At 70.3% G+C, this 23,556-nt stretch carries 17 protein-coding genes and 1 pseudogene; 11 read left to right on the forward strand and 7 right to left on the reverse strand.

Features of this window, described 5'->3' with window-relative positions; translation table 11 throughout:
* The first annotated feature begins 5 nt into the window (after window positions 1-5).
* The 3 genes from FB384_RS02355 (at window position 6) to mftE (ending at window position 2,865) form a co-directional block, all read left to right on the forward strand.
* The gene (locus FB384_RS02355) at window positions 6-797 is read left to right on the forward strand and encodes a mycofactocin-coupled SDR family oxidoreductase (RefSeq protein ID WP_183778731.1); all 792 of its coding nucleotides are present in this window, start codon (window positions 6-8) and stop codon (window positions 795-797) included.
* Window positions 794-2,128 (forward strand): mycofactocin biosynthesis glycosyltransferase MftF, encoded by a 1,335-nt coding sequence (mftF, locus tag FB384_RS02360; RefSeq protein WP_183778733.1) that lies wholly within the window; start codon window positions 794-796, stop codon window positions 2,126-2,128. The genes FB384_RS02355 and mftF overlap by 4 nt, the downstream gene beginning before the upstream one ends.
* Window positions 2,129-2,199: 71 nt before the next feature.
* Window positions 2,200-2,865 carry a mycofactocin biosynthesis peptidyl-dipeptidase MftE gene (mftE, locus tag FB384_RS02365; protein ID WP_228726127.1) on the forward strand — a complete coding sequence of 222 codons (666 nt, stop codon included), beginning with the start codon at window positions 2,200-2,202 and terminating at the stop codon, window positions 2,863-2,865.
* On the opposite strand, the gene FB384_RS02370 is transcribed toward mftE, so the two are convergent.
* The gene (locus FB384_RS02370; RefSeq protein ID WP_183778737.1) at window positions 2,853-3,077 is read right to left on the reverse strand and encodes a hypothetical protein; all 225 of its coding nucleotides are present in this window, start codon (window positions 3,075-3,077) and stop codon (window positions 2,853-2,855) included. The genes mftE and FB384_RS02370 overlap by 13 nt on opposite strands.
* Before the next feature lie 396 nt (window positions 3,078-3,473).
* Here FB384_RS02370 and FB384_RS02375 point away from each other — a divergent pair, with 396 nt between their 5' ends.
* The 6 genes from FB384_RS02375 to FB384_RS02400 all read left to right on the forward strand — a co-directional run bounded on the left by FB384_RS02375 (window position 3,474) and on the right by FB384_RS02400 (window position 11,763).
* Window positions 3,474-4,325: an SAM-dependent methyltransferase gene (locus FB384_RS02375; protein ID WP_323985098.1), complete on the forward strand. Its 852-nt coding sequence runs from the start codon at window positions 3,474-3,476 to the stop codon at window positions 4,323-4,325.
* 233 nt (window positions 4,326-4,558) lie between these two features.
* The gene (locus FB384_RS02380; RefSeq protein WP_183778739.1) at window positions 4,559-5,953 is read left to right on the forward strand and encodes an FAD-binding oxidoreductase; all 1,395 of its coding nucleotides are present in this window, start codon (window positions 4,559-4,561) and stop codon (window positions 5,951-5,953) included.
* A gap of 7 nt (window positions 5,954-5,960) precedes the next feature.
* A complete protein-coding gene (locus FB384_RS02385) occupies window positions 5,961-7,298 on the forward strand; it encodes an SAM-dependent methyltransferase (protein WP_183778740.1) in 1,338 nt (445 codons plus the stop codon).
* 89 nt (window positions 7,299-7,387) lie between these two features.
* On the forward strand, window positions 7,388-8,218 hold the full coding sequence (locus FB384_RS02390; protein ID WP_183778742.1) for an alpha/beta fold hydrolase: 831 nt from the start codon (window positions 7,388-7,390) through the stop codon (window positions 8,216-8,218).
* 423 nt (window positions 8,219-8,641) lie between these two features.
* Window positions 8,642-10,681: a neutral/alkaline ceramidase gene (locus FB384_RS02395; RefSeq protein ID WP_183778744.1), complete on the forward strand. Its 2,040-nt coding sequence runs from the start codon at window positions 8,642-8,644 to the stop codon at window positions 10,679-10,681.
* Between the two features lie 254 nt (window positions 10,682-10,935).
* A complete protein-coding gene (locus FB384_RS02400) occupies window positions 10,936-11,763 on the forward strand; it encodes a mycofactocin-coupled SDR family oxidoreductase (RefSeq protein ID WP_183778746.1) in 828 nt (275 codons plus the stop codon).
* A gap of 196 nt (window positions 11,764-11,959) precedes the next feature.
* On the opposite strand, the gene FB384_RS02405 is transcribed toward FB384_RS02400, so the two are convergent.
* Window positions 11,960-13,747 (reverse strand): thiamine pyrophosphate-requiring protein, encoded by a 1,788-nt coding sequence (locus FB384_RS02405; RefSeq protein WP_183778748.1) that lies wholly within the window; start codon window positions 13,745-13,747, stop codon window positions 11,960-11,962.
* 74 nt (window positions 13,748-13,821) lie between these two features.
* Between FB384_RS02405 and FB384_RS02410 the strand changes: the two genes are divergently transcribed.
* On the forward strand, window positions 13,822-14,664 hold the full coding sequence (locus FB384_RS02410) for a phosphoribosylaminoimidazolesuccinocarboxamide synthase (protein ID WP_183778750.1): 843 nt from the start codon (window positions 13,822-13,824) through the stop codon (window positions 14,662-14,664).
* A gap of 46 nt (window positions 14,665-14,710) precedes the next feature.
* Here the strand turns inward: FB384_RS02410 and FB384_RS02415 are convergent, their stop codons facing one another.
* Both FB384_RS02415 and FB384_RS02420 read right to left on the reverse strand, forming a co-directional pair.
* Window positions 14,711-15,010: a DUF3040 domain-containing protein gene (locus tag FB384_RS02415; RefSeq protein ID WP_183778752.1), complete on the reverse strand. Its 300-nt coding sequence runs from the start codon at window positions 15,008-15,010 to the stop codon at window positions 14,711-14,713.
* Window positions 15,011-15,436: 426 nt separating this feature from the next.
* A complete protein-coding gene (locus tag FB384_RS02420) occupies window positions 15,437-15,910 on the reverse strand; it encodes a nitroreductase family deazaflavin-dependent oxidoreductase (RefSeq protein ID WP_323985099.1) in 474 nt (157 codons plus the stop codon).
* Between the two features lie 34 nt (window positions 15,911-15,944).
* On the opposite strand from FB384_RS02420, the gene FB384_RS02425 reads away from it, so the two are divergent.
* A complete protein-coding gene (locus FB384_RS02425; protein WP_183778758.1) occupies window positions 15,945-16,853 on the forward strand; it encodes an RluA family pseudouridine synthase in 909 nt (302 codons plus the stop codon).
* Window positions 16,854-17,095: 242 nt separating this feature from the next.
* Here FB384_RS02425 and FB384_RS02430 read toward each other — a convergent pair whose 3' ends face one another.
* The 3 genes and pseudogenes from FB384_RS02430 to FB384_RS26445 all read right to left on the reverse strand — a co-directional run.
* Window positions 17,096-19,579, reverse strand: a complete 2,484-nt coding sequence (locus FB384_RS02430) for a DNA gyrase/topoisomerase IV subunit A (protein ID WP_183778760.1) — start codon at window positions 19,577-19,579, stop codon at window positions 17,096-17,098.
* Between the two features lie 100 nt (window positions 19,580-19,679).
* Entirely contained in the window at window positions 19,680-21,746 is a 2,067-nt protein-coding gene (locus FB384_RS02435) for a DNA gyrase/topoisomerase IV subunit B (protein WP_183778762.1), read from the reverse strand.
* A 497-nt stretch (window positions 21,747-22,243) separates the two neighbouring features.
* Window positions 22,244-23,179: pseudogene (locus FB384_RS26445) on the reverse strand (DNA polymerase IV); the annotation flags it as partial.
* Between the last annotated feature and the right edge of the window lie 377 nt (window positions 23,180-23,556).

Consider the following 23,556-nt stretch of genomic DNA (forward strand, 5'->3'; position numbering starts at 1 on the left):
CCGGCGTGGCGGTTGCGCTGGTGACAGGGGCGGCGCGCGGGATCGGCGCCGCGGTGGTCCACCGGCTCGCCTCGGCGGGCTGGCGGGTCGTCGCGGTCGACGTGGCCACGGCGCCCGATGACGACCCCGATGCACTGCCCGAGGTCACCTACCCGCTCGGCACCCGGGAACAGCTGTCCACTGTGGCCGGCGAATTCCCGGGTGCCGTCACCGACGTGGTCGCGGACGTGCGCGACGCCGACGCACTGCGCTCGGCAGTCGCCACGGCGGAGGCCGAGTTCGGCGGCCTCGACGCCGCGGTGGGGTGCGCCGCCGTGATGGCGGGCGGCACGCCGCTGTGGGAGACGACCGACACCGAATGGTCGGCGCTGTTCGACACGGGCGTGACCGGCGTGGCGAACCTGGCGAGGGCGGCCGTGCCCGCACTGCTGCGGTCACCGAACGGACGGTTCGTCGCGCTCGCGTCGTCGGCGGCGCACCACGGCCTGTGGCACCTGGCCGGTTACAACGCGGCCAAGCACGCCGTCGTCGGGCTGATCAAAGGCCTGGCCGCGGACCTGCGCGGCACGGGCGTGTGCGCAACGGCCGTCTCGCCCGGTTCGACCCGCACCGACCTCCTCGACGCGACGGCTCGCCTCTACGATCTCGAGAGTATGGACGAGTTCGCGAACCACCAGCTCCACCAGCGGCTCCTCGACCCTGACGAGGTCGCCGCAGTCGTGGCGTTCCTGTGTTCGCCGGAGTCCTCGGCGATCACGGGAACCGTCGTGCACGCCGACGGCGGGTTCCGGCCGTGAAGCCGGGCACGCGGTTCACCCTGGACGTCGCCGCCCGCCGCACCGGCGCCGTCGTGATCGGCGGCTCACCGCTGCGCCTGGTCCGGCTCGGTTCGGCGGGTACGCGGATGCTGGACGGGTGGACCGCCGGTGAACCGCTCACCGAATCGCCCGGCCAGCTGCGACTGGCGCGCAAGCTCGTCGACGCCGGCATTCTGCACCCGAGGCCGCCGGCGGGGCCGTCACCGTCCGATGTCACCGTGGTCGTCCCGGTGAAGGACGACGCGACGCGCGTCCGGCGGCTGCGCGAGGCGACGGCCGAGTGCGGCGGGCACGTCGTCGTCGACGACGGCTCGGCCGAACCCGTACCGGACGCCGACGTGCGTCACGAGACCCCGCGCGGCCCGGCGGCGGCCCGCAACTCGGGCAGCGGCAGGGCGGCCACCGAGTTCGTGGCTTTCCTCGACGCCGACACCGTGCCCGACCCGGGGTGGCTCGACGCGCTGCTTCCCCACTTCGGCGACCCGTCGGTGGTGGCGGTCGCGCCCCGCGTGCGCAGCTCGCCCGGTGACAGCCTGCTCGCACGATACGAACTCGAACAGTCCAGTTTGGACCTCGGCGCGCGGCCCGCCCCGGTCCGCCCGATGAGCAAGGTCAGCTACGTGCCGACGGCGGCGCTCGTGGTCCGCCGCGGAGCCCTGACCGCCGCGGGCGGCTTCGACGAACAGCTGCGCTACGGCGAGGACGTCGACCTCGTGTGGCGGCTCCTCGACATCGGCGCGGTGCGGTACGAGCCCGCCTCGGTGGTGCGGCACGAACCGCGTCCGACGGTGCGCTCGTGGCTGCGGCAACGGTTCGACTACGGCACGTCGGCGGCCCCACTGTCGCAGCGGCATCCCGAACGGCTCGCCCCGGCGCGGGTGTCCGCGGTCACGACGGCGGCCTGGGCGCTGGTGGCCGTGGGACGTCCGCTGTCCGCTACGGCCGTGGCCGCGGGCGCGACCGCGCTGCTGGCACGGAGACTGTCGACGTCCACCCGCGACGTACCGAACTCGGAAGTGGTCCGGCTCGCCGCCCGCGGCCAGCTGGGTGCGGGCAGGCTGCTGGCCGCCGCGTCCCGGCGCGTGTGGTGGCCGCTGCTGCTGCCGACCCGGCGCGGTCGTCGACTGCTCGCGGCGGCGTACCTGCCGTTCGCCGCGCAAACCGGCTCGCCGGGACGGCTGGCCCTGCGCATCGCCGACGACGTGGCCTACGGCGCCGGAGTGTGGACCGGATGCGTGCGGCACCGCACGGCCACTCCCCTGTTGCCGCAGTTCACCGAGCGGCCGTTCGCCCAGGGCCGAGGCCGGTGACGGACTCCGGCTCCGGCTCCGGCTCCGGCTCCGGTTCCCGACATGACCCGGACCACGACGCCGGCGCCGAACTGGGCCGGTCGGCCTGGCCCGAGGTCGGCGAGTCGGTACTGGCCGTACCCCTCGGCGCGACCGAACAGCACGGGCCGCACCTACCGCTGGACACCGACACGACCATCGCCGCGGACCTGGCCCGCAGGCTCGCCGCACGGGTACCGGACGTCGTCGTCGCGCCGGCGGTGCCCTACGGCGCGAGCGGCGAGCACGCGGGGTTTCCCGGCACGCTGTCGATCGGCACGCCGGCACTCGAGCACCTGCTCGTCGAGCTGGGCCGCTCGGCCGACGGGTTCCGCGGCGTCGTGTTCGTCAACGGCCACGGCGGCAACACCGAGGCGCTGCGGGCGGCGGTGCGGCTGTTGCGTGAGGAGGGACGGCACGTCCTCGCGTGGGCACCGTCGGGACCGGCCGACGACAGCCACGCTGGCCGCACCGAGACGTCGGCGATGCTGCACCTGCGGCCGGACGACGTGCGCCTCCACGTCGCGGCGGCCGGTGCCACCGCACCGCTGCCGGAACTGCTGGACGCGCTGCGGGAGGGCGGCGTCGGCGCGGTGAGCGCGAACGGTGTGCTCGGCGACCCTGCGGGCGCCTCGGCCGCCGACGGGCTGCGACTCCTCGAGGCGTGGGCCGACCACCTGGCCTCGGCCGTGCGCACCTGGTCGGGTCACGGGTCCTGATCCAGTGCCGCTGTCGCAGCGGCCCCTTCGAGTTCCGCGGCGCGGGTGAGCAGGCGTGTGGCCACGTGCTGCAGGTTGTCGCCGAGTGCACGCAGCCCCTCGGCGGGCAGTTCGCCACCGTCCTGGTGGGTACACAGCTCGACGACCGCCTCGCCGAGCCGCGTGTTCACCGCGGAGAGGTGGACGAGCAATTCCCGGTCACGGCGGATCATCCGGCCCCCAAATTCCTTCTGCCCATGCCCTGCAGCCCAGCAGCTCTGCAGCCCAGTTGCCCTGCTGCCCTGCTGCCCTGCTGCCCGGGCGCCACCAAGGCATCACCCCGGGGCATCACCCCGGCACCACTGCGCGCGTCCCCGTGACGCGCGCTGCCGGGCATCGCTTCCGCAGCACACTAGCAGAGCGGACCGACGCGGTGCAGCGCGGTGTGGCCCTGTCGGGTGACACGAGTAGTTGCGGCGGATGCGACGATCACCCTCGCGAGGGAAGTGCCGTCCGTCCCGGACACCCGGCGCGACGTGGTGACACGGCGGTGGAGCACGGTGAGCGTGGAGGCAACGCACTGAACGTGGAGACACAGTGAACGTGGAGACAGTGAGCGTGGAGGCACAGTGAGCGCAGAACCCGACGACGCGTTGCGCGCGATCAACGAGAGCCTGGACAAGCCGTCCGCGGCCCGGATCTACGACTACTTCATCGGCGGCGAGACGAACTACGCCATCGACCGCGCCTTCGCCGAGAAGGCACGGGAGCGCATCCCGCAGCTCGGCGAGTACTGCCGCACCAGCAGGCAGTTCCTCGGCCGCACGGTCCGCTGGTGCGCCGCCGAGGCGGGCATGCGCCAGTTCGTCGACCTGGGTTCGGGTCTGCCGACCGTGGGCAACGTCCACGAGGTCGCCGACGAGGCGCGGCCGCAGTGCGACACCCGCGTCGTGTACACCGACAACGAGCCGATCGCGCTGACCCATTCGGAGATGCTGTTGGCCGACACCGCCGACACCGACCGGCACGTCGCGATCGCCGCCGACGTGATGAAGCCCGACGAACTGTGGTCGCGCGTCATGGCCACCGGCCTGATCGACCGCGACGAACCCGTCGTGATGCTGGTCAACGCCGTGCTGCACTTCCTCAAGGACGAGGCGAACCCCGACCGACTGCTCGAGTTCTACCGCAACCAGCTCCCTCCCGGATCGCTGCTCGTGCTGTCGCAGATGACCAACGAGAACCCGGCGAGCGAATCCGAGCGCAAGGCCCTCGACGACCTCGTCGACTACTACGAGAACACGACGAATCCCGGGCAGTTGCGCACGTCGGACGAGTTCGCCCGGTTCTTCGGCGACTTCGAACTCGTCGACCCGGGCCTGGTCTACGCGCCCGCGTGGCGCCCCGGCGAGGACACCCTGTTCGCGCGCGTGCCGTCGGAGTCGCGGGTGATCGGCGGCGTGGCCCGCAAGCCCGCCTGACCGGCCGCGCCCGAGCACGCGCCACCCCACCGACGCGCGTGTCCTGCACCCAGCACCGCGTGTCCTGCACTCGCGCCGCCGTGTTCTGCACTCAGCACCGCGTGTCCTGCACGGCCACGCCCACCGACGCGCGGCCCGTGACCCGAGTTTCGTGTGTCGCGGTGGCCTCCCTCGTTCCTCCGAGTGCATGACTCGAACTGGCAGGCCACGACGTTCGGGGCCATGATCGGGGTATGCGCTCCAGCGGTGCCGCCGATCCGACCGGGTCCGGAAACGCCGAGCAGTCCGCTCACAGCGGGTACTCCCGGCGTGTGACAGCTCTGCGCGAAGACCTGGCGGCGCTGCCCCCGGACGCACCGGTGCGGCTGGCCAAACGCACGTCGAACCTCTTCCGCCCGCGCACTCCGGCGGATGCGGGGCTCGACGTGTCGTCGTTCGACCATGTGCTGTCGGTCGACCCGGTGGCACGGACTGCCGAGGTCGAAGGCATGGTCACCTACGAGCAGCTCGTCGACGCCACGCTGCCGCACGGCCTGATGCCTCTCGTGGTGCCGCAGCTGAAGACGATCACACTCGGGGGCGCGGTCACGGGCCTGGGAATCGAATCGTCGTCGTTCCGCGCCGGAATGCCCCACGAGTCGGTGCTGGAGATGGACATCCTGACCGGGGACGGCGACATCGTCACCGCCACTCCCGACGGCGAGCACAGCGATCTGTTCTTCGCGTTCCCGAACTCCTACGGCACGCTCGGCTACGCGCTCCGGCTGCGTATCGAGCTGGCACCGGTGCGCCCCTACGTCCGGCTCGACCACGTCCGCTTCTCCGATTCCGGCCGGTTCTTCGACCGCCTCGCCCGCGCCTGCCGTGAGCACGAGGCGGACTTCGTCGACGGCACCGTCTTCGCGCCCGGCGAGCTGTATCTGACGCTCGGGTCACTGGAGGGCGAACCGGACCGGGTCAGCGACTACACGTGGCTCGATATCTACTACCGCTCGATCCGCGAACGCCCCGTCGACCACCTGCCGGTGCGTGACTACCTGTGGCGCTGGGACACCGACTGGTTCTGGTGCTCCCGCGCGCTGGGCGCACAGAACCGGCTCGTGCGGCTGCTCGCCGGCCCTCGGCTGCTTCGGTCCGATGTGTACTGGAAGGTGGTCGACGCCGAGCGCAGGCACGGCTGGCTCGCTCGCGCCTCGCGTCTGCTCGGCAGGCCGGAACGCGAATCGGTGATGCAGGACGTCGAGGTGCCGATTGGCAGGGCCGGGAAGTTCCTCTCCTTCCTGCACCGGGAGATCCCGATCAGTCCGATCTGGATCTGCCCGCTTCGCCAGCGGGACTCCCGGCGCTGGCCGCTGTACGAACTGGACCCCGACGAGCTGTACGTCAACTTCGGGTTCTGGGGCACGGTCCCGCTCGCGCCCGGCGAATCGCAGAGCACCCACAACCGGCGTATCGAAGAGGTCGTCACGGCACTCGGCGGGCGCAAGTCGCTGTACTCGGAGAGTTTCTACGACCCCGACACGTTCTGGCAGCTCTACAACGGACCGGCGTATCGGGCCGTCAAGCAGCGGTACGACCCCGGTGGGCGACTGCTCGACCTCTACGCGAAGTGCGTGCAAGCGAGGTGATGACACCATGGCGGCGACACGTCCCCTCTCGGCGACGCCCACGTCCGCGCGTCCGCGGCACCACGGCGGCGCGTCCGGCGCCGGTGGCAGACCGCCGCTGAGCGCGCTGTTGACGCGGCTGCTCGGCGACGACCCGCCGGTGACGGTGACCGCCTACGACGGCACCGTGGTCGGTGATCCGGATGCGGCGCCGCGCATCCACATCCGCACTCCCGGGGCGCTGAGCTACGTGCTGACCGCTCCGAACGAGCTGGGGCTGGCGCGCGCGTACGTCACGGGCAGACTCGACGTGGCCGGCGATGTGTACGCGGTGCTGCGGGCGATCGACGACGTGTCGCCGAGTATGGCCGACAAGGCGTGGCTCGCACGGGCACTGACCGGGTACGCACGCGAGCTGCTGCGGCCGGTGCCGATCCCGGTCGAGGAGGCACCGTCACGGCCGCGGCGCGTGCTGCACGGGCTGCGGCATTCGAAGACGCGCGACAGCGAGGCGATCGCGCGGCACTACGACGTGTCCAATCGGTTCTACGAACTGGTGCTCGGCCCGTCGATGGCCTACACCTGCGCCTGTTACCCCGATCCGGCCTCGACGCTGGAGGAGGCGCAGTTCCACAAGTTCGACCTCGTGTGCCGCAAACTCGGGCTGCGGCCGGGAATGCGGTTGCTCGACGTCGGCTGCGGCTGGGGCGGCATGGTCGCCCACGCCGTCGAGCACTACGGCGTGACCGCACTCGGGGTGACGCTGTCGCGGCAGCAGGCCGAGTGGGCACAGCGGGACCTCGCCGCACGGGGCCTGGCCGGCCGTGCCGAGGTGCGGCACCTGGACTATCGCGACGTCGCCGAGAGCGGCTTCGACGCGGTGTCGTCGATCGGGCTGACCGAGCACATCGGCGCGCGGGCACTGCCGTCGTACTTCCGGTTCCTGCGGTCGAAACTGCGCCCCGGCGGAAGATTGCTCAACCACTGCATCGTGCGGCCCCACACCTACGACTCCCATCGCACGGGGCCGTTCATCGACCGCTACGTCTTCCCCGACGGCGAACTCGAGGGCGTCGGCACGATCGTGTCGGAGATGCAGGACAACGGGTTCGAGGTGCGCCACGCCGAGAATCTGCGGGAGCACTACGGCCGCACCCTCGCCGCGTGGTGCCGCAACCTCGACGCCCACTGGGACGAGGCGGTCGCCGAGTCCGGTGTGCAGCGCGCCCGGGTGTGGGCGCTGTACATGGCCGCCTCGCGCCTGTCGTTCGAACGGCACCGGCTGGAGCTGCAACAGGTGCTGGGCGTGGCGGTCGGCGAGCACGGCGACGCGTCGATGCCGCTCCGCCCCGACTGGGGCGTGTGAACCGTGCGTCCGGTCCGGTCGGCGGACCGTGCGCGAGCCCGCCGCGATGGAGTGATCGCGATGTCGGTGGTGTCCGCTACCGTGCGAGCGTGATCGAGCACCTCAGCATCCCCACGTCCGCAGGCGACTTCGACGCGATCGCCGCGGGCCCGCACGACGGCCGTCCGGTGTTGCTGCTGCACGGATTCCCCGAAGCCGCCGTGGAATGGGAACACCAGGTCGCGCGTCTCGGCGACGAGGGATATCGCGCCGTGGCGCCCGACCAGCGCGGTTACTCGCCCGGCGTGCGACCGGCCGACGTCGCCGACTACGAGATGGACCACCTGGTCGATGACGTCGTCGCGATGGCCGGCGCGCTCGGCTGGTCACGGTTCGACCTGGTGGGCCACGACTGGGGCGGCGCCGTCGCGTGGTGGACCGCCGACCGCCACCCCGACCGGTTGCGCTCGCTCACCGCGGTGTCCACGCCGCATCCCCGCGCGCTGGGCGATGCGCTCCGCACCGACGAGGACCAGGCGATGCGCTCGCAGTACATGCGTGACTGGCGGAACTCGGACACCGAGAAACGCATGCTCGCCGACGGCGGCGAGCCGCTGCGCCGCATGTTCGAGTGGAAGGTTCCGCGCGGCCGGGTGGACGACTACCTCGCGCGGTTGTCCGAACCGGGTGCCCTGACGGCGGCGCTGAACTGGTACCGGGCGGGCAGTCCGAAAGCTGCGATCGAGGCGATCGCGGTGCCGACGCTCTACGTCTGGAGTACCGAGGATGTCGCGTTCGGCTCGACGGCGGCTCTGGCGACCGAACAGTGGGTCAGCGGGCCGTACGAGTTCCAGATGCTCGAGGACGTCACACACTGGGTACCCGAGGAGGCCCCGGAACAGCTGACCGCACTGCTGTTGGACCATCTCCATCGGCACTGAGACGTGACCCGTTCGGCCACGGCGTAGCGTAACCGAACCGGCCACCGGATCTCGGACGCCGAGACTCGAACACCTCGAACCTCCGACACTCCTCGAGGCTCGGCGTTCCTCGAGGCTCGACACTTCTTGAGTCTCGTTGTTCCGCGATCCTCAGTGTCTCTCGATCCTCGACGTCTCTCGAGGCTCAGCGTCTCTCGACCCTCGAGTGCCACGAACCTCGAGGCTCAACTGTTCCGAACCTGCAGCGCACCGGACTGCCACGAATGCGGTCCCGGACGCCGTTCGGGTGCCGCCACTCGGGTGATGCCGGCCGATTCTCACCCGGTCGTGGCCGGTTCTCGTCGACTGCACCCTTGCGCCGCGGCACCCCAACCCCGAAAATTCGAAACTCATTCATGTTTTGTCGGTGGGTGGGTGGAACGAATGCCGAAACGCGCGTTGGTCCTGGTCACGACGTTGCTCCTCGGCGCGTCGCTACTCACCGCGCCCGCCGGTGCGAGGTCGCCCGAGGGAGAGGATGCCGTGCACGCAGCCGAGCCGTATCTCGTGGGACGCGGCGTCGCCGACGCGACGGGCGAGATCGCCGAAGTCGGCCTGATGGGCTACGGCCGCATCGACCAGCAGGCGGCCGGCCTGCACAACCGGCAGCGCTCGCGTGCGTTCGTCATCGCCGACCGGGAGACGAACGAGCGCGTACTGCTGATCGTGGTCGACGCGCCGATGATCTTCAACAGCGTGCGCCAGGAAGTGCTGCGCAGGCTGGCGGAGCGCTACGGCGACACCTACACCGAGCGCAACGTCATGCTGACCGCCACGCACTCGCACGCCGCCCCCGGCGGCCATTCGCACCACCTGCTGTACAACCTCACCACCCTGGGATTCCACCGGAAGACGTTCGAGGCGGTCACGTCCGGGATCGTCGAATCGGCCGAGCGTGCCCATGCCGACCTCGCACCCGCGTCACTGACGCTCACCCACGACGAGCTCACCGACGCGAGCGCCAACCGTTCCCGTACGGCGTTCGACCGCAACCCCGACGGCGACAAGGCCCATTTCCCCGACGCCGTCGATCCGCAGACCTCGTTGCTGCGGATCGAACGCGACGGCAGACCCGTCGGGGCGATCAACTGGTTCCCGGTCCACGCGACGAGCATGTCGGGCGACAACCGTCTCGTCAGTTCCGACAACAAGGGCTACGCCGCCTACCGCTGGGAACGGCAGGACACCGACGTCGACTACCGCGGCGAGCCGGCACCGGAGTTCGTCTCGGCGTTCGCCCAGACCAACGCGGGTGATCTGACGCCCAATCTCGACCTGACCCCGCCGACCACGCCCGAGGACTTCGGCCGCACGACCGCCAACGGCGAGAAGCAGTACCGTGCCGCGAAGCGGCAGCTGACCGCGAAGGGCGCGAACCTCGCGGGCGGGGTCGATTCGCGGCTCGTCCACATCAACCTGTCCGATGTGGAGGTTCGACCCGAGTTCACCGGTGACGGCCGGACACATCGCACCTGCTCACCGGCGGTCGGCGCGGCCATGGCGGCGGGCAGCGTGGAGGACGGTCCGGCCTTCCCCGGATTCGACGAGGGGGAGAATCCGCTGTGGGACAGGGTTTCCGACTCCGTGCTCTACCGCGCGTCGCCGGAGCTGAAGGAATGCCAGGCACCGAAGGGCGTGTTCGCCCCGGTCGGTGCGATGAACAAGGTCTACCCGTGGGTGCAGGAGATCGTGCCGGTGCAGCTGGTACGCGTCGGCGAGCTGTACCTCATCGGTGTGCCGGGCGAGGTCACCATCACGGCGGGCCTGCGGCTGCGGCGGACGGTCGCCGAGGCCGTGGGTGCGGATCTGCGGAACGTGCTCGTCGCGGGCTACGCCAACTCCTACTTCCACTACCTGACCACGCCGGAGGAGTACGACGTCCAGCACTACGAGGGCGGCAGCACCCTGTTCGGCAGGTGGCAGCTGCCCGCGATGCAGCAGACAGCGCACGGCCTCGCGACGGCGATGCGCGACGGCCGCGAGGTGCCCTCCGGCGACAAACCCGAGGATCTGTCGGGCAAACAGTTCCGGCTTCAGCCCGGCGTCGTGCTCGACACGCCGCCGGTCGGGAAACGATTCGGCGACGTACTGAGCCAGCCCGCCGAGGTCTACTCCTCGGGCGAGCAGGTGTCGGCGGCGTTCGCCGGTGCCCACCCGAGCAACGACCTGCACCGCGGGGGAACGTACCTCGAGGTGCAGCGCTGGGACGGCCACGCGTGGCGGACGGTCGCCGACGACGGCGACTGGTCGACCAGGCTGCACTGGAAACGCCGTGGCCTGTCGGCGTCCCAGGTCACGATCACGTGGGAGCCGCCGGCGGATGCGGCAGGCACCTACCGGATCCGCTACCGCGGGGATGCCAAGAACGCCCTCGGCCGTATCTCGCCGATCACCGGCGTGACGAGGGAGTTCACGATCGGCTGACCCGAGGTTGCGGACTCCGGGGCCCGTGTTGCGGACTCCGGGTGCCGTGTGCGTGCCCCGGCGCCGGGGCACGGAATCCGGTGACGAGACTGACGCCGGACCGTCCCGTTACTCCGTACGGCCGCATCTCCGCAGCGCACCGACCGACTGCACCGTATGGCTGTTGTCGACGCCCGACCCTGGACCTTCGGCACCCCGTGCCATAACGTCCCGTCCAGGGCGCCACCGGAGTCAACGACGACACGGAGATGACCATGGGCAGGTTCGACGACAAGGTCGCGTTCATCACCGGTGCAGCACGCGGTCAGGGCCGAAGCCACGCGGTGGCCCTCGCCGAGGAAGGCGCCGACATCATCGCGATCGACACGACGAAAAAGGTCGACAGCATCCCCTACTCCCTCGCCACGGCGGACGATCTCGACGAGACGGTGCGGCTCGTCGAACGAACCGGGCGGCGGATCGTCGCGCGGGACGCCGACGTCCGTGATTCGCAGGCACTCGCCGCCGCGGTCGACGCCGGAGTCGACCGGTTCGGCCGGCTCGACATCGTCCTGGCCAATGCCGGGATCTTCGGTCACGGGCCGTCCCTCGAGATGACCGACGAGGCATGGCAGGACACGATCGACATCAACCTGACGGGTGTGTGGAAGACGCTCAAGGCGTCGGTGCCGCACATCATCGACGCCGGCCGCGGCGGGGCCGTAGTCATCACGAGTTCGGTCGCCGGCGTCCAGGCCAACGCGAACACGGCACACTACGCCTCGTCCAAAGCCGGGCTGATCATGTTGATGAAGGTCATGGCCAAGGAGCTGGCGCCGCACAACATCCGCGTCAACACCGTGCATCCCACTGCCGTCGCGACGGACATGATCCTGCACGAGTCGCTGTATCGGTTGTTCGCACCCGATGTCGAGAATCCGACGCGTGCCGACTTCGAGGCGGCGGCCCAGGACCTCAACGCGCTGCCCGTCGTCGCACTGCAACCGGAGGACGTCACCGACCAGGTGCTGCACCTGGTGTCCGACACGGGCAGGTACATCACCGGGTCCATGCAGATGGTCGAGGCCGGCACCGACCTGTGAGCACCGCCGGGCGACCGACGCCGCACGGTCGCGTCGGTCGCCCGGGGTGCAGAACACGCGCGAAAATGCAGTCGCGCGGTAGGGCGTCCCTGAGGGGTGGTGGCCGGGCGACGCCTGGGCGCAGAACACGCGTGCCCGGGTGCAGAACACGCGGTGCCGAGTGCAGGACACGCGTGCCTGAGTGCAGGACATGCGGTCAGCGGCCGGGGAGGAACTCCTGCAGTTTCGTCTTCGCACCCTGCATCAGGACGTGCCACGTGTTGGGATCGCCCTTGGCGAGTGCCTCGGCGGTCGAGGTCATCTGTTCGAGCGTGGCGTGCGGTGGGATCGGCGGCACTTCGGGATCGCACCGCACGTCGAGCAGCGCAGGGCCTCGGCCGCCGAGCACCCGCTCCCAGGCCGGGCCGAGCTGCTCCGGATCGTCCACGGAGACGGTGTCGAACCCGAGCGCGGCCGCGAACGCCGCGTACGACATGTCCGGCAGGGTCTGCGACTCCTCGAATTTCGGGGCTCCGCCCATCGCCCGCAGTTCCCACGTGACCTGGTTCAGATCGTCGTTGTGGAACACGCAGACGACGAGCCGCTGGTCGTCCCACAGCTCGCGGTACCGCGCGATGGTCAGCAGTTCCGCGAGGCCGTTCATCTGCATGGCGCCGTCGCCGACGAGTGCGACGACGGGCCGGTCCGGGTGGGCGAACTTCGCCCCGATCGCGTACGGCACGCCCGCACCCATCGTGGCGAGCGTGCCGGACAGCGACGCCCGCATCCGCCCGCGGATGCGCAGGTTGCGCGCGAACCAGTTGGTCGACGATCCCGAGTCGGCCGTGATGATCGCGTCCTCGGGCAGGCGCACCGACAGCTCGTGCACCACGCGCTGCGGGTTCACCGGTTCGGCGCTCAGCATGGCCTGCTGCCGCATGGTGTCCCACCACTCGGACACGCTCGATTCGATACCGGAACGCCACGACGCCGCGTTCTTGCGCCGCAGCTGCGGCAGCAGCGCCCGCAGGGTGGCCTTCGCCTCGCCTGCGAGGTTCACCTCGGTCGGGTAGCGCATCCCGAGCACACCGGCGTCCACGTCGATCTGCACGGCCCTTGCCTGGCCGAACTCGGGCAGGAACTGGCTGTAGGGCATGTTCGAACCGACGATCAGCAGCGTGTCGCAGTCACGCATCAGCTCGTAGGTCGGCCGCGTCCCGAGCAGTCCGATCGATCCGGTGACGTACGGCAGTTCGTCGGAGAGCACGTCCTTACCGAGCAGCGCTTTCGCCACGCCTGCGCCCGTCAGTTCGGCCACCTGGCTCACCTCGTGCGCGGCGTTGCGCGCGCCCTGGCCGACGAGGATCGCCACCCGCTCACCGGAGTTGAGGACCTCGGCGGCGCGGGCGATCTCGTCCTCCGGGGGCAGGACGACGGATCGCGGGGTGCTCGGCGGTGCCGACGGCACGTGTTTGAACTCGTGCTGCGGCGGGCTGTAGGTCTGTTCCTGCAGGTCGTTCGGCATGATGACAGCCGTGACGGTGCGCTGGCCCCATGCGGTGCGCAAGGCGCGGTCGAGCGCGTTCGGCAGCTGTTCCGCGGTGTTGACCTCCACCAGGTAGGCCGACGCGACGTCCGCCAGCAGCGCCTGCAGATCCACCTCCTGCTGGTAGCTGCCACCCATCGCGGTCCGCGCCGTCTGCCCGACGATCGCGACGACCGGCACGTGGTCGAGCTTGGCGTCGTAGAGCCCGTTGAGCAGGTGGATGGCACCGGGCCCGGACGTGGCCAGGCACACGCCCACGTTGCCACTGAACTTGGCGTAGCCGACGGCCGCGAAGGCGGACATCTCCTCGTGGCGCGACTGCACGAACCGCGGCCGGTTGCCTGCCTCGCCGAACGCGGCCACGATGCCGTTGATCCCGTCACCGGGGTAGCCGAACACCTGCTCGACGTCCCACTCCCGCAGCCGCCGCAACACCTGGTCACCGACCGTTTCCGCCATCACGTCTCCCGTCTTCGACTCCTGTCGGCCGTCACGGGGCTACCCACGGGGCGCCGCAACAACCCGGCCGTACGATGAGGCGCGTGAAGCACATCCACGCGGGCAAAGTCAGGGATCTGTACGACGACGACGGCGACATCCTGCTGGTCGCCTCCGACCGGATCTCGGTCTACGACGTGACGCTGCCGACCCCGATCCCCGACAAGGGTGCGCTGCTGACCCAGCTGTCGCGCTGGTGGTTCGAGCGGTTCGCGGATCTGGTACCGAACCATGTGCTGTCGGCGACGGCCGTCCCGGACGAGTTCGCGGGCCGCGCGCTGCGGTGCAAGCCGCTGACGATGGTCAAGGTCGAGTGCATCGCCCGCGGATACCTGTCCGGGTCGGGTCTGAAGGAGTACCGCGAGCGGGGCACCGTATCGGGGGTGTCGCTGCCGGACGGGCTCGTCGAGGGCAGCAAGCTGCCGGAGCCGATCTTCACGCCGACGACGAAGGCCGACGCGGGCCACGACGAGGCGATCACGTTCGACGACGTCGTCGCGCAGGAAGGCGGCGACACGGCGGAGCGGCTGCGCGAACTGACCCTGGGGCTGTACCGCGCGGGTGCCGAGCACGCGGCCGAACAGGGCATCATCGTCGCCGACACCAAGGTCGAGTTCGGCTGGGACGCCGACGGTGTGCTGACGCTCGGCGACGAGGTCCTGACGTCGGATTCGTCCCGATTCTGGCCCGCCGACGAGTGGCGGCCCGGGCAGCCGCAGCACGCGTTCGACAAGCAGTTCGTGCGCGACTGGGCGACCTCGACGGGTTGGGACAAGACCCCGCCGGGGCCGGAGGTTCCCGCCGACGTCGTCGCCGCGACCCGCGCCCGTTACGTCGAGGCCTACGAGCGCATCACCGGCGAGACCTGGCAGGCGTAGCCGGATTCACCGGCTACGCCCGGCGCGGCCGGGTACCAGGGCGAGGCTAGGCCTCATCGTCATCCTGGTCCGCCGGGTTCGTCGCGCCGCCCCAGCCCTGCACGTGCGCGAAAGCCGCGACGACCAGCACGATCGCCGCCAGCAGCACCAGGCCGAAGTTCAGCGTCACCAGGCCGAGCACGATCAGCACGCCCGCGAACATGTCGAGGCCGCGGCGCAGCACCCGGCCACCCGCCCAACGGCGCGGCGGCCCGCCACGGCCGAACGCGCGCGCCAGCTCGGGATCGTCGTCTTGCAGCTTGCCGCCGATGCGCTCGAGTTCCTCACGTTCACGACGACTCAGCATGGCGAACCCCCTCGGTCGTCTCGTCCGCGTCCTGCGCCGACTACCCGTCGCCGGGCGGCGCTAATCCCTCCGCCCGCACCGGGTCGGGGCAGGAACCACGGCGGGAACCGCGGCGACGAGGGCGGACGGCGGGCTCGGACACTCGCGGGTACGACATCGTCCGCACAGCCGATGGCCCGGCGGGGTTCGCGGTCGTATCGTGCTCTCAGACGAGGGAACGAGGGCCGACAGCCCCCGGGGACCGCGCACCTCCCCCTCGCCTGCGGACCCCGGACGAGGAGAACGCCCGGCACGCCGCCTCTCGGCGGACGTGCCGGGCGTTCCACGTGGCCCTTCAGACCGGCGACGCGTGGCGGCCGCCGCTACGAGCAGGCTCACCCGAGACCACCGCGGGTGGTGCTCGACGAGCCGCCTGCGACGGCCCCGTCAGGCGGTGTGGTCGAAGCGGACGAACCTGACCTCGCGGCCGAGCGCGCGGAAGTCGTCGTCGCCGCCGTCGACGCGATAGCCCATGACGCGCGCCAGCCGGGTAGCGAGCTTCGGATACTTGCCCGCGTACTCGGACATCAGCTCGACGCCCGTGTGGACGTCCAGCGGAACCGCCGTAGCCGAGGTGTACAACCGTCCATTTTGGATTTTTACTGACGGGTTCTCGAGGACGTTGCGATACCAGGCGGCTTTCGTCCCGAATCCCGAGCACGCCGTGATCGAACCGGCGTCGCGGGTCACGACCTCGAGCACCACCTCACGCCGACGCCCGCTCCGCCTGCCGGTGTGGACCAGGTACATGAGCCGTCGGCCCAACAGCCCGCCGAATCCCCGCCGGTACAGCACGATCGGTGCCCGCGCCAGTGCCCGCCGCCAACCACTGGGCGGCCCGGCATCGCTGATCCGTTCCACGATCGGCACCCTACGCCGCCGGTACCCTGGAGACATGAAACGTCCCGTCTCACCGCTGCCGCAACGCAACGGACTCGACGCCGCGCGGCTGCGGCTGCCCGTCGACGGGACGTGGGCGACCGTGCGCGACCACCTGGTGCAGCGCCTGCACCGACTGGAGCCCGCCTACATCGACGACATGCTCGCCGCGGGCAGGTTCGTCACGACCGCCGGCCCGGTCACCGAGGACACCCCGTACGTCCCCGGCGATTTCGTGTGGTTCCACCGCGACCTGCCCGACGAGGTTCCGGTGCCGTTCGACATCGGCATCGTCCACCGCGACGACGACCTCGTCGTGGCCGACAAGCCGCACTTCCTCGCGACGATCCCCCGCGGCAAACACGTCATGCAGACCGCGCTGGTGCGCTTGCGCGACGAGCTCGGCCTGCCCGAATTGAGCCCCGTACACCGGCTCGACCGGGTGACCGCCGGGCTGCTGATGTTCACCGTGCGGCGCGAACTGCGCGGCCCGTACCAGAACCTTTTCCGCGACCGCACCGTCCACAAGGAGTACGAGGCGATCGCCCCGCACGACCCGCAGCTCGCGCTGCCGCGCACGGTGCGCAGCCGGATCGTCAAGCGCCGTGAGGTCGTCACCGCCGAGGAGGTGCCGGGCGAGCCGAACGCGGAGACCTACGTCGAACTCGTCGAGGCCCGCGACGGCCTGGGACGCTACCGGCTCGTGCCTGCAACGGGCCGCACGCACCAGCTGCGGGTGCACCTGGCCTCACTCGGCGTGCCCATCGTGGGCGACTCGTTCTACCCCGTGACCTACGAGACCGCGCTCGACGACTTCCGCAACCCGCTGCAGCTGCTCGCGAAGGTCCTCGAGTTCACCGACCCGCTCACCGGCGAGCGCCGCCGATTCGAGAGCGACCGCACCCTCTCGGCCTGGCCCGGCTGAGTTCGAGACCGCGCGTGTTCGGCGCTCAGCCGGGCGATGTGACCGGAAGCCCCACCCTCTCCAAGGCGAGATCTGCGCGAGGCACGGCACCCCACCCTGACGGATCGCCGCTCGCCTGGTCTCGACCGCCAGCAGCGTGCTGGAGACCATGCGCTCGTCGGAACGCTCGTCCAGCAGCCGGCGCAACGCCGGTGTCTCGACCTCGTATCCCTCCCCGCGACGACGCCTCCTGCGGCCCCGGGTCAGTCGCGTTCGATGCGGTGACCGATGACCTCCGGTCCGGGGTGCGCGGCGCCGGAACCGTCGCGGCGGTCGTCGACCTCGGGCAGTTCCACCGCGTCGCCCTTCCGTGAGCTGCCCGCGGGCCTCGGTCCGATCCACGCCACGCGGACCGCGTCCTCGCCCTTGAGCAGCCGGTGCGCACGCACCCCCGCCGTCGCCCGGCCCTTGGCCGGGTACTCGGCGAAGGGTGTCACCTTGACGGTCTCGCCCGTGGTCGTGACGACCAGTGGTTCGCCGTGATCGTCGTCGTCCGTGCGCACCGCGCCGAAGAACACCACCTCGGCATCCCCGGACAGCTTCACGCCCGCCATGCCGCCGCTCTTCAACCCCTGCGGCCGCACCAGCGAGGCCGAGTACCGCAGCAGCGACGCCGCCGACGTCACGAACGCCAGCTCCTCCTCGCCGTCGGCCAGCCACGCGGCGCCGACGACCTCGTCGTCTTCCTTGAGGTTGATGACCTCGAACTCCTCCGACCGCACGGGCCAGTCGGGTGCGCACACCTTGACCACGCCCGCCTTCGTGCCGAGCGCCAACCCGGGCGAGTCACCGACGTGATCACCGACCGGCGCGAGCCCGACGATCCGCTCCCCCTTCGCCAACGGCACGAGCTCCTTCGCCGACATGCCGCCGCGCAGCGACACCGTGCCGCTCTGCTCCGGCAGCACGGGCAGCGGCAGCACGTCCACCTTGAACGCCCGCCCCGCGCTCGTCACCAGAATCACCTGGCCACGAGCGGTGGTGGCGGCGACCGCCTGCACCGCGTCGTGTTTGACGCGGCCGTTGCGGCGACGGCTTTCCTGCGCCTCCTCCGATTCGGCCGCGGTACGGGCGACGAGCCCGGTGGCCGACAGCACCACGTGACACGGGTCGTCGGCGACCTCCAGCGGCCCGGCCGGCTTGGACGCGGCCAGCACCTCCTTGAGGTCACCGTCGATCAGCGCGCTGCGCCGTTCGGTCGGGAAGTCCTTGGCGATCTTCGCCAGCTCGGCCGAGACGACCTTCTTGAGTTCCTTGTCGTCGTCCAGGATCTTCGACAGCTCCGCGATCTCCTCGCGCAGCTTCGCGTCCTCCTGCTCCAGGTCGAGCTTGTCGTACTTGGTGAGCCGCCGCAGCGGAGTGTCCAAAATGTACGTGGCCTGGATCTCGGTGAGCTCGAACCGCTTCATCAGGCCCTCCTTGGCGGCCTGCGCGTTCTCGCTCTGCCGGATGAGCCTGATCACCTTGTCGATGTCGACGAGCGCCTTCAGCAGACCTTCGACCAGATGCAGCCGTTCTTCCCGCTTGCGCCTGCGGTAGCGCGTGCGGCGTGTGACGACGTCGTAGCGGTGCTGCAGGAACACCTCGAGCAGCGGTTTGAGGCCGAGCGTCTGCGGCTTGCCGTCGACGAGCACGAGGTTGTTGATGCCGAACGACTGCTCCAGCGGGGTCAGCCGGTACAGGTCGGCGAGCAGGGCCTGCGGGTTGACGCCGACCTTGCACTCGATGACCAGCCGCGTGCCGTTCTCGCGATCGGTGAGGTCCTTGACGTCGGCGATTCCGGTGAGCCGCTTGGTCTTGTTGACCTCGTCGGTGATGCGCTCGATGACCTTCTCCGGGCCGACGCCGTACGGCAGCTCCGTGACGGTGATGCCCTGCCGCCTGCTGCCCTCGACCGGGCCGGTCTCCACGGTCGCGCGCATCCGCACGACGCCGCGGCCCGTCTCGTAGGCCTTGCGCACCTGGTCCAGGCCGAGCACCTGCCCGCCGGTGGGCAGGTCGGGCCCCGGCACGAACTCCATCAGCTTGTCGAGCGAGGCGTTCGGGTGGTTGATCAGCCAGCGGGCGGCGTCGATGACCTCGCTGAGATTGTGCGGGATCATGTTCGTCGCCATGCCGACCGCGATGCCGGACGTGCCGTTGACGAGCAGATTCGGGAACGACGCCGGCAGCACGGACGGTTCGAGCAGTTCGCCGTCGTAGTTCGGCCGCATGTCGACCGTCTCTTCGCCCAGCTCGCCGACGAGCAGCATCGCCTCGGGCGACATGCGGGCCTCGGTGTATCGCGACGCGGCCGGTCCGTCGTCCGGGCTTCCGAAGTTACCGTGCCCGTCGACCAGCGGAACGTTCATCGAGAAGTCCTGCGCCAGGCGCACCATCGCGTCGTAGATCGCGACGTCGCCGTGCGGGTGGTACCGGCCCATCACGTCGCCGACCACACGCGAGGACTTCACGTACGCGTGGCTGGGCCGGTAACCGTTCTCGTTCATCGAGAACAGGATCCGGCGGTGTACCGGCTTCAGACCGTCGCGTGCGTCGGGCAGGGCCCTGGAATGGATGACCGAGTAGGCGTACTCCAGGTACGAATCCTCGATCTCGGCGGTCAGCGAGTTGTCGTAGACCTGGGCGCCGGCCTGGTCGAACGCGGCCGGATCGACGCGGGTGGTCGGATTCTTACGGCGTGCCATCGTGGTGTCCGGCTCCTAGTTCGTGCGCTGGCGCTGGGATATCGGTGCTGGGATATCGGGCGCTGGGATACTGGCTGCGGGTACGGGCGCGGCGGCGCCGTCAGATGTCGATCGCGGCCTGGTCGACGCGTTCGGACGACGAGACGAGCCAGTTGCGGCGCGGTTCGACCTTTTCGCCCATGAGCAGTTCGAGCGCCGCCTCGGCGGCCTCGGCGTCGTCGAGGGTGATGCGGCGGACGGCGCGGGTCGCGGGGTTCATCGTCGTATCCCACAGCTCGTCGGCGTCCATCTCCCCGAGGCCCTTGAAGCGGGGCACGGGCTTCTTGATCGTCTTGCCCTTCGCCTCGAGTTCCGCCACCTTCTCCTGCATCTCCCGCTCGGTGAAGGTGTAGTGCGTCTCCTCGCTCTTGCCCTTGGTGACGACCTTGTGCAGCGGCGGCATCGCGGCGTAGAGCCTGCCCTCGTCGACGACGGGCCGCATGTAGCGGGCGAACAGCGTGATCAGCAGGGTGCGGATGTGCGAACCGTCCACATCCGCGTCCGCCATGATGATCACGCGGCCGTAGCGCATCGCCGACATGTCGAACGTCCGCCCGGTTCCCGCACCGAGGACCTGCACGATGTTCGAGATCTCGGCGTTCTTCAGCGCATCGCCGAGACCGGCCTTCTGCACGTTGAGGATCTTCCCTCGCAACGGCAGCAACGCCTGGTATTCGGACACGCGGGCGCTGCGAGCACTGCCGAGGGCGCTGTCGCCCTCCACGAGGAACAGCTCGCTGCGCGCGATGCCCGTCGCACGGCAGTCGACCAGCTTGGGCGGCATGGCGGCACCCTCGAGCGCCGTCTTGCGCCGCGCGGCGTCCTTCTGCTGCTTCTGGGCTATCCGTACCCGGGAGGCGTCGACGATCTTCTGCAGCACCGTCTTGGCCTCGGACTTGGTCCTGCGGTTGTCGGTCCAGGCGCGGATCTCCTTGTCCACGATGCCCTGGACCACCTTGGTGATGCCCGCGGTCGACAGTTCGTCCTTGGTCTGCGACGTGAACTGCGGCTCGGGGATGCGCACGTGGACCACGGCGGTCATGCCCTCGGTGATGTCGTCGAGGGTGGGCGGGTCCTCCTTCGGCTTGAGCAGCCCCCGGGTACGCGAGATCGCCTCCTGCAGCGACTTCGTCAGCGCCCGGTCGAAGCCCTTCCGGTGCGTACCGCCGTGCACGTTGCGGATGGTGTTGGTGAAGCACTCGATGGTTCGCTCGTAGCCGGTCCCCCAGCGCAGCGCCACGTCCACCTCGGCGTGGCGCTCCACATTGGATTGCATGACGCCGTTCTCGTCGGCGGCGTTCTCCTTGTAGGTGCCCTCGCCGGCGATCGTGATCGTTCCGGACACCGCGCGGTCGCCGGTCGGCGCGAGGTACTCGACCATGTCGACGAGACCGTTCGGGTAGTGGAACGTCTCTTCCTCGATCGTGCCGACCTCACCGTCGGTGGCCGTCCGCAGCACGTAGGTGACACCGGGCACGAGGAACGCGGTGTGCTGCAGCTTGGTGCGCACGTGCTCGACGTCGAGCGCGGCTCCCTGTTCGAAGTACCGCGCGTCGTACCAGTAGCGGATCGTCGTGCCGGTGGCCTCACCGCGCTTCATCTTCCGCGCGACGCGCAACCCCGACTGCGGCGTGAACTTCGCCTTCGGGCCCGCGCCGTCGAACACGCCCGCGACGCCGCGCGCGAAGGACATCTCGTGGACCTTGCCCGCCCGTCGCACCTGGACGTCGAACCGCAGCGACAGGGCGTTGACCGCCGAGGCGCCCACCCCGTGGAGACCACCCGAAGCCTTGTAACCGGAGCCGCCGAACTTGCCGCCGGCGTGCAGCCGGGTCAGCACCAGCTCGACGCCCGAGATCCCCGACTTGGCGTGGTTGTCGGTGGGGATGCCGCGGCCGTTGTCGTCCACCTCGACACTGCCGTCGGCGTGCAGCGTGACGACGACGCGGTCGGCATGGCCCGCCACGCCTTCGTCGGTGCAGTTGTCGACGATCTCGGCGAACAGGTGGTTCACGCCGCGGCTGTCGGTGGACCCGATGTACATGCCGGGCCGCTTCCGTACCGCTTCCAGTCCCTCGAGGTGGGTCAGATCGTCGGCCCCGTACAGGGTCTCGGCCGAAGCAGTCACAGGGTCGTCTCTCCCGGTCTCGTGATGCGATGGCGGCTTCCGCGCACCCACGGGCAGGCCGCCTCGTGCGGGTCGTCGGCACCGGGCCGGTTCACCGAACCCGGCGGGAAGGCACCGTACTGCAGGATATCCGCACGGTCGGACATTCCGGGGAACCCACCGGGCCCAGAGCCGTCACGGCGGCCGAGATGTGACTCAGCTCATTCCTCGCGGCCGGCCGCAGGGGGCTCGACGAACTCGGCACGGACCCCCAGCAGCCGCACCGGACGGTCGAACTCGAACCGGTCCAGCACGGCCAGCGCGGCGCGTTCGAGCTCGTCACCGACCGTGGTGCGCTCCGGCTTCGCACGCAGCTCGGGCACCCCCGGCGGCTCCGGTTCCCCCAGCGACTCCGGTCCCGGAGGCTGTTCCGGCTGCGGAGACCTGGGTGACTCCCGCGGCTCGGGTGACTCCGCCTCCGATCGCCGCGGCTCCTCCTCGCCCGGCCGTTCGCCCTCGGTAGCCGGGTCGAGCGGCTCGGGAAGCGTCGTGCTGCGGGTCCGGGTCAGGAACGGCGCGAACCGCACCTTCACGGCCACGCGCGCGACGGGCCGTCCCTCGGCGGTCACGTCGTCGGCGACACGCCGCGCGAGCTCGCGCACGGCCGCATCGGCGGCGTCGCGGTCGGTGAGGTTCTCCTGGAACGTCGTCTCCCGGCTGCGCGACTTCGCCACGTAGGGCGTGGCGGTGACCTCACGGTCACCCCAGCCGTGGGCCAGCACGCGGAAGAACGGGCCCATGGTCGGCCCGAACCTGGCCGCCAGCCGGTCGCGATCGGCGGCGGCCAGCTCGCCGACCGTCGTGATGCCGAGTTCGGCGAGCTTACCCATCGTGCGGCTGCCGATACCCCACAGCGCGTCCGGGGGCCGGTGGGCCATCACGGGCAACCAGTCCTCCTGCGTGAGGCGGTGGATTCCGCCCGGCTTGGCGAATCCGGTCGCGGTCTTCGCGCGCAGTTTGTTGTCGCCGATCCCGACCGACGACTCCAAACCGCAGCGCTCTCTCACAATGTCGCGGACGCGCTGCGCGAGACCTTCGGGATCATCGGTGTCGGCCCCGAGAAACGCCTCGTCCCAGCCGGCCACCTCCACGACGACCGGCAGTTCCCGCAATGCCGCCATGACGCGTTCCGAGACCTCTTCGTAGGCCGGCGAGTCGGAGGGCAGGAATATCGCATCGGGACATTTCCGCTGTGCCGTGCGCAACGGCATTCCGGAGTGCACGCCGAACGCGCGCGCCTCGTACGACGCCGTCGCTACGACACCGCGCTGTGCAGGGTCGCCCTTGCCGCCGACGACGACGGGTTCGCCCTGCAACTCCGGATGACGCGCGATCTCCACAGCAGCAATGAACTGATCGAGATCGACGTGCAGTACCCAGTCCACATCGCTCAGTATGCGCCACCACCGGCCACCGCCGGGGCCGCGAGTGCGCCCGTTCCGGAAATGCACCCGGCGCACGAACGCAGGAAGCGAATGTGGCGCACGCGGCACGTGACGGACATCGCTCCGGAGAAGACGTTGAACGTGGAACAAAGTTCGTCCCCGCAGCCGTTGGACGAGATGTTCGCCCGTTCTCGTGCATTCATCCCCGACCACGCCGGAAAACGGCCCGCGGGCAGTCGCGTGCCCCGATCGCGAACCGCGGCAATCTCCGGTGGCCCCGGCGGCGGCCGTCACGGACACGCACCGGTGGCCGACACGAATCGGCGAACACACGATTCGAGTTCGACCCCTACCCCGAACCGCGCCGCGAAAGGAGGGCGCCCGCA

Origin of the sequence: Prauserella sediminis, from assembly GCF_014195435.1 — a bacterium.
Classification (GTDB): domain Bacteria; phylum Actinomycetota; class Actinomycetes; order Mycobacteriales; family Pseudonocardiaceae; genus Prauserella; species Prauserella salsuginis.

Coding starts and splice junctions, on each gene's coding strand:
- FB384_RS02370 (WP_183778737.1), bottom strand. CDS start 3,077: ATGATCCGCCGTGACCGGGAATTGCTCGTCCACCTCTCCGCGGTGAAC.
- FB384_RS02380 (WP_183778739.1), top strand. CDS start 4,559: ATGCGCTCCAGCGGTGCCGCCGATCCGACCGGGTCCGGAAACGCCGAG.
- FB384_RS02385 (WP_183778740.1), top strand. CDS start 5,961: ATGGCGGCGACACGTCCCCTCTCGGCGACGCCCACGTCCGCGCGTCCG.
- FB384_RS02395 (WP_183778744.1), top strand. CDS start 8,642: ATGCCGAAACGCGCGTTGGTCCTGGTCACGACGTTGCTCCTCGGCGCG.
- FB384_RS02400 (WP_183778746.1), top strand. CDS start 10,936: ATGGGCAGGTTCGACGACAAGGTCGCGTTCATCACCGGTGCAGCACGC.
- FB384_RS02405 (WP_183778748.1), bottom strand. CDS start 13,747: ATGGCGGAAACGGTCGGTGACCAGGTGTTGCGGCGGCTGCGGGAGTGG.
- FB384_RS02410 (WP_183778750.1), top strand. CDS start 13,822: ATGAGGCGCGTGAAGCACATCCACGCGGGCAAAGTCAGGGATCTGTAC.
- FB384_RS02415 (WP_183778752.1), bottom strand. CDS start 15,010: ATGCTGAGTCGTCGTGAACGTGAGGAACTCGAGCGCATCGGCGGCAAG.
- FB384_RS02425 (WP_183778758.1), top strand. CDS start 15,945: ATGAAACGTCCCGTCTCACCGCTGCCGCAACGCAACGGACTCGACGCC.
- FB384_RS02430 (WP_183778760.1), bottom strand. CDS start 19,579: ATGGCACGCCGTAAGAATCCGACCACCCGCGTCGATCCGGCCGCGTTC.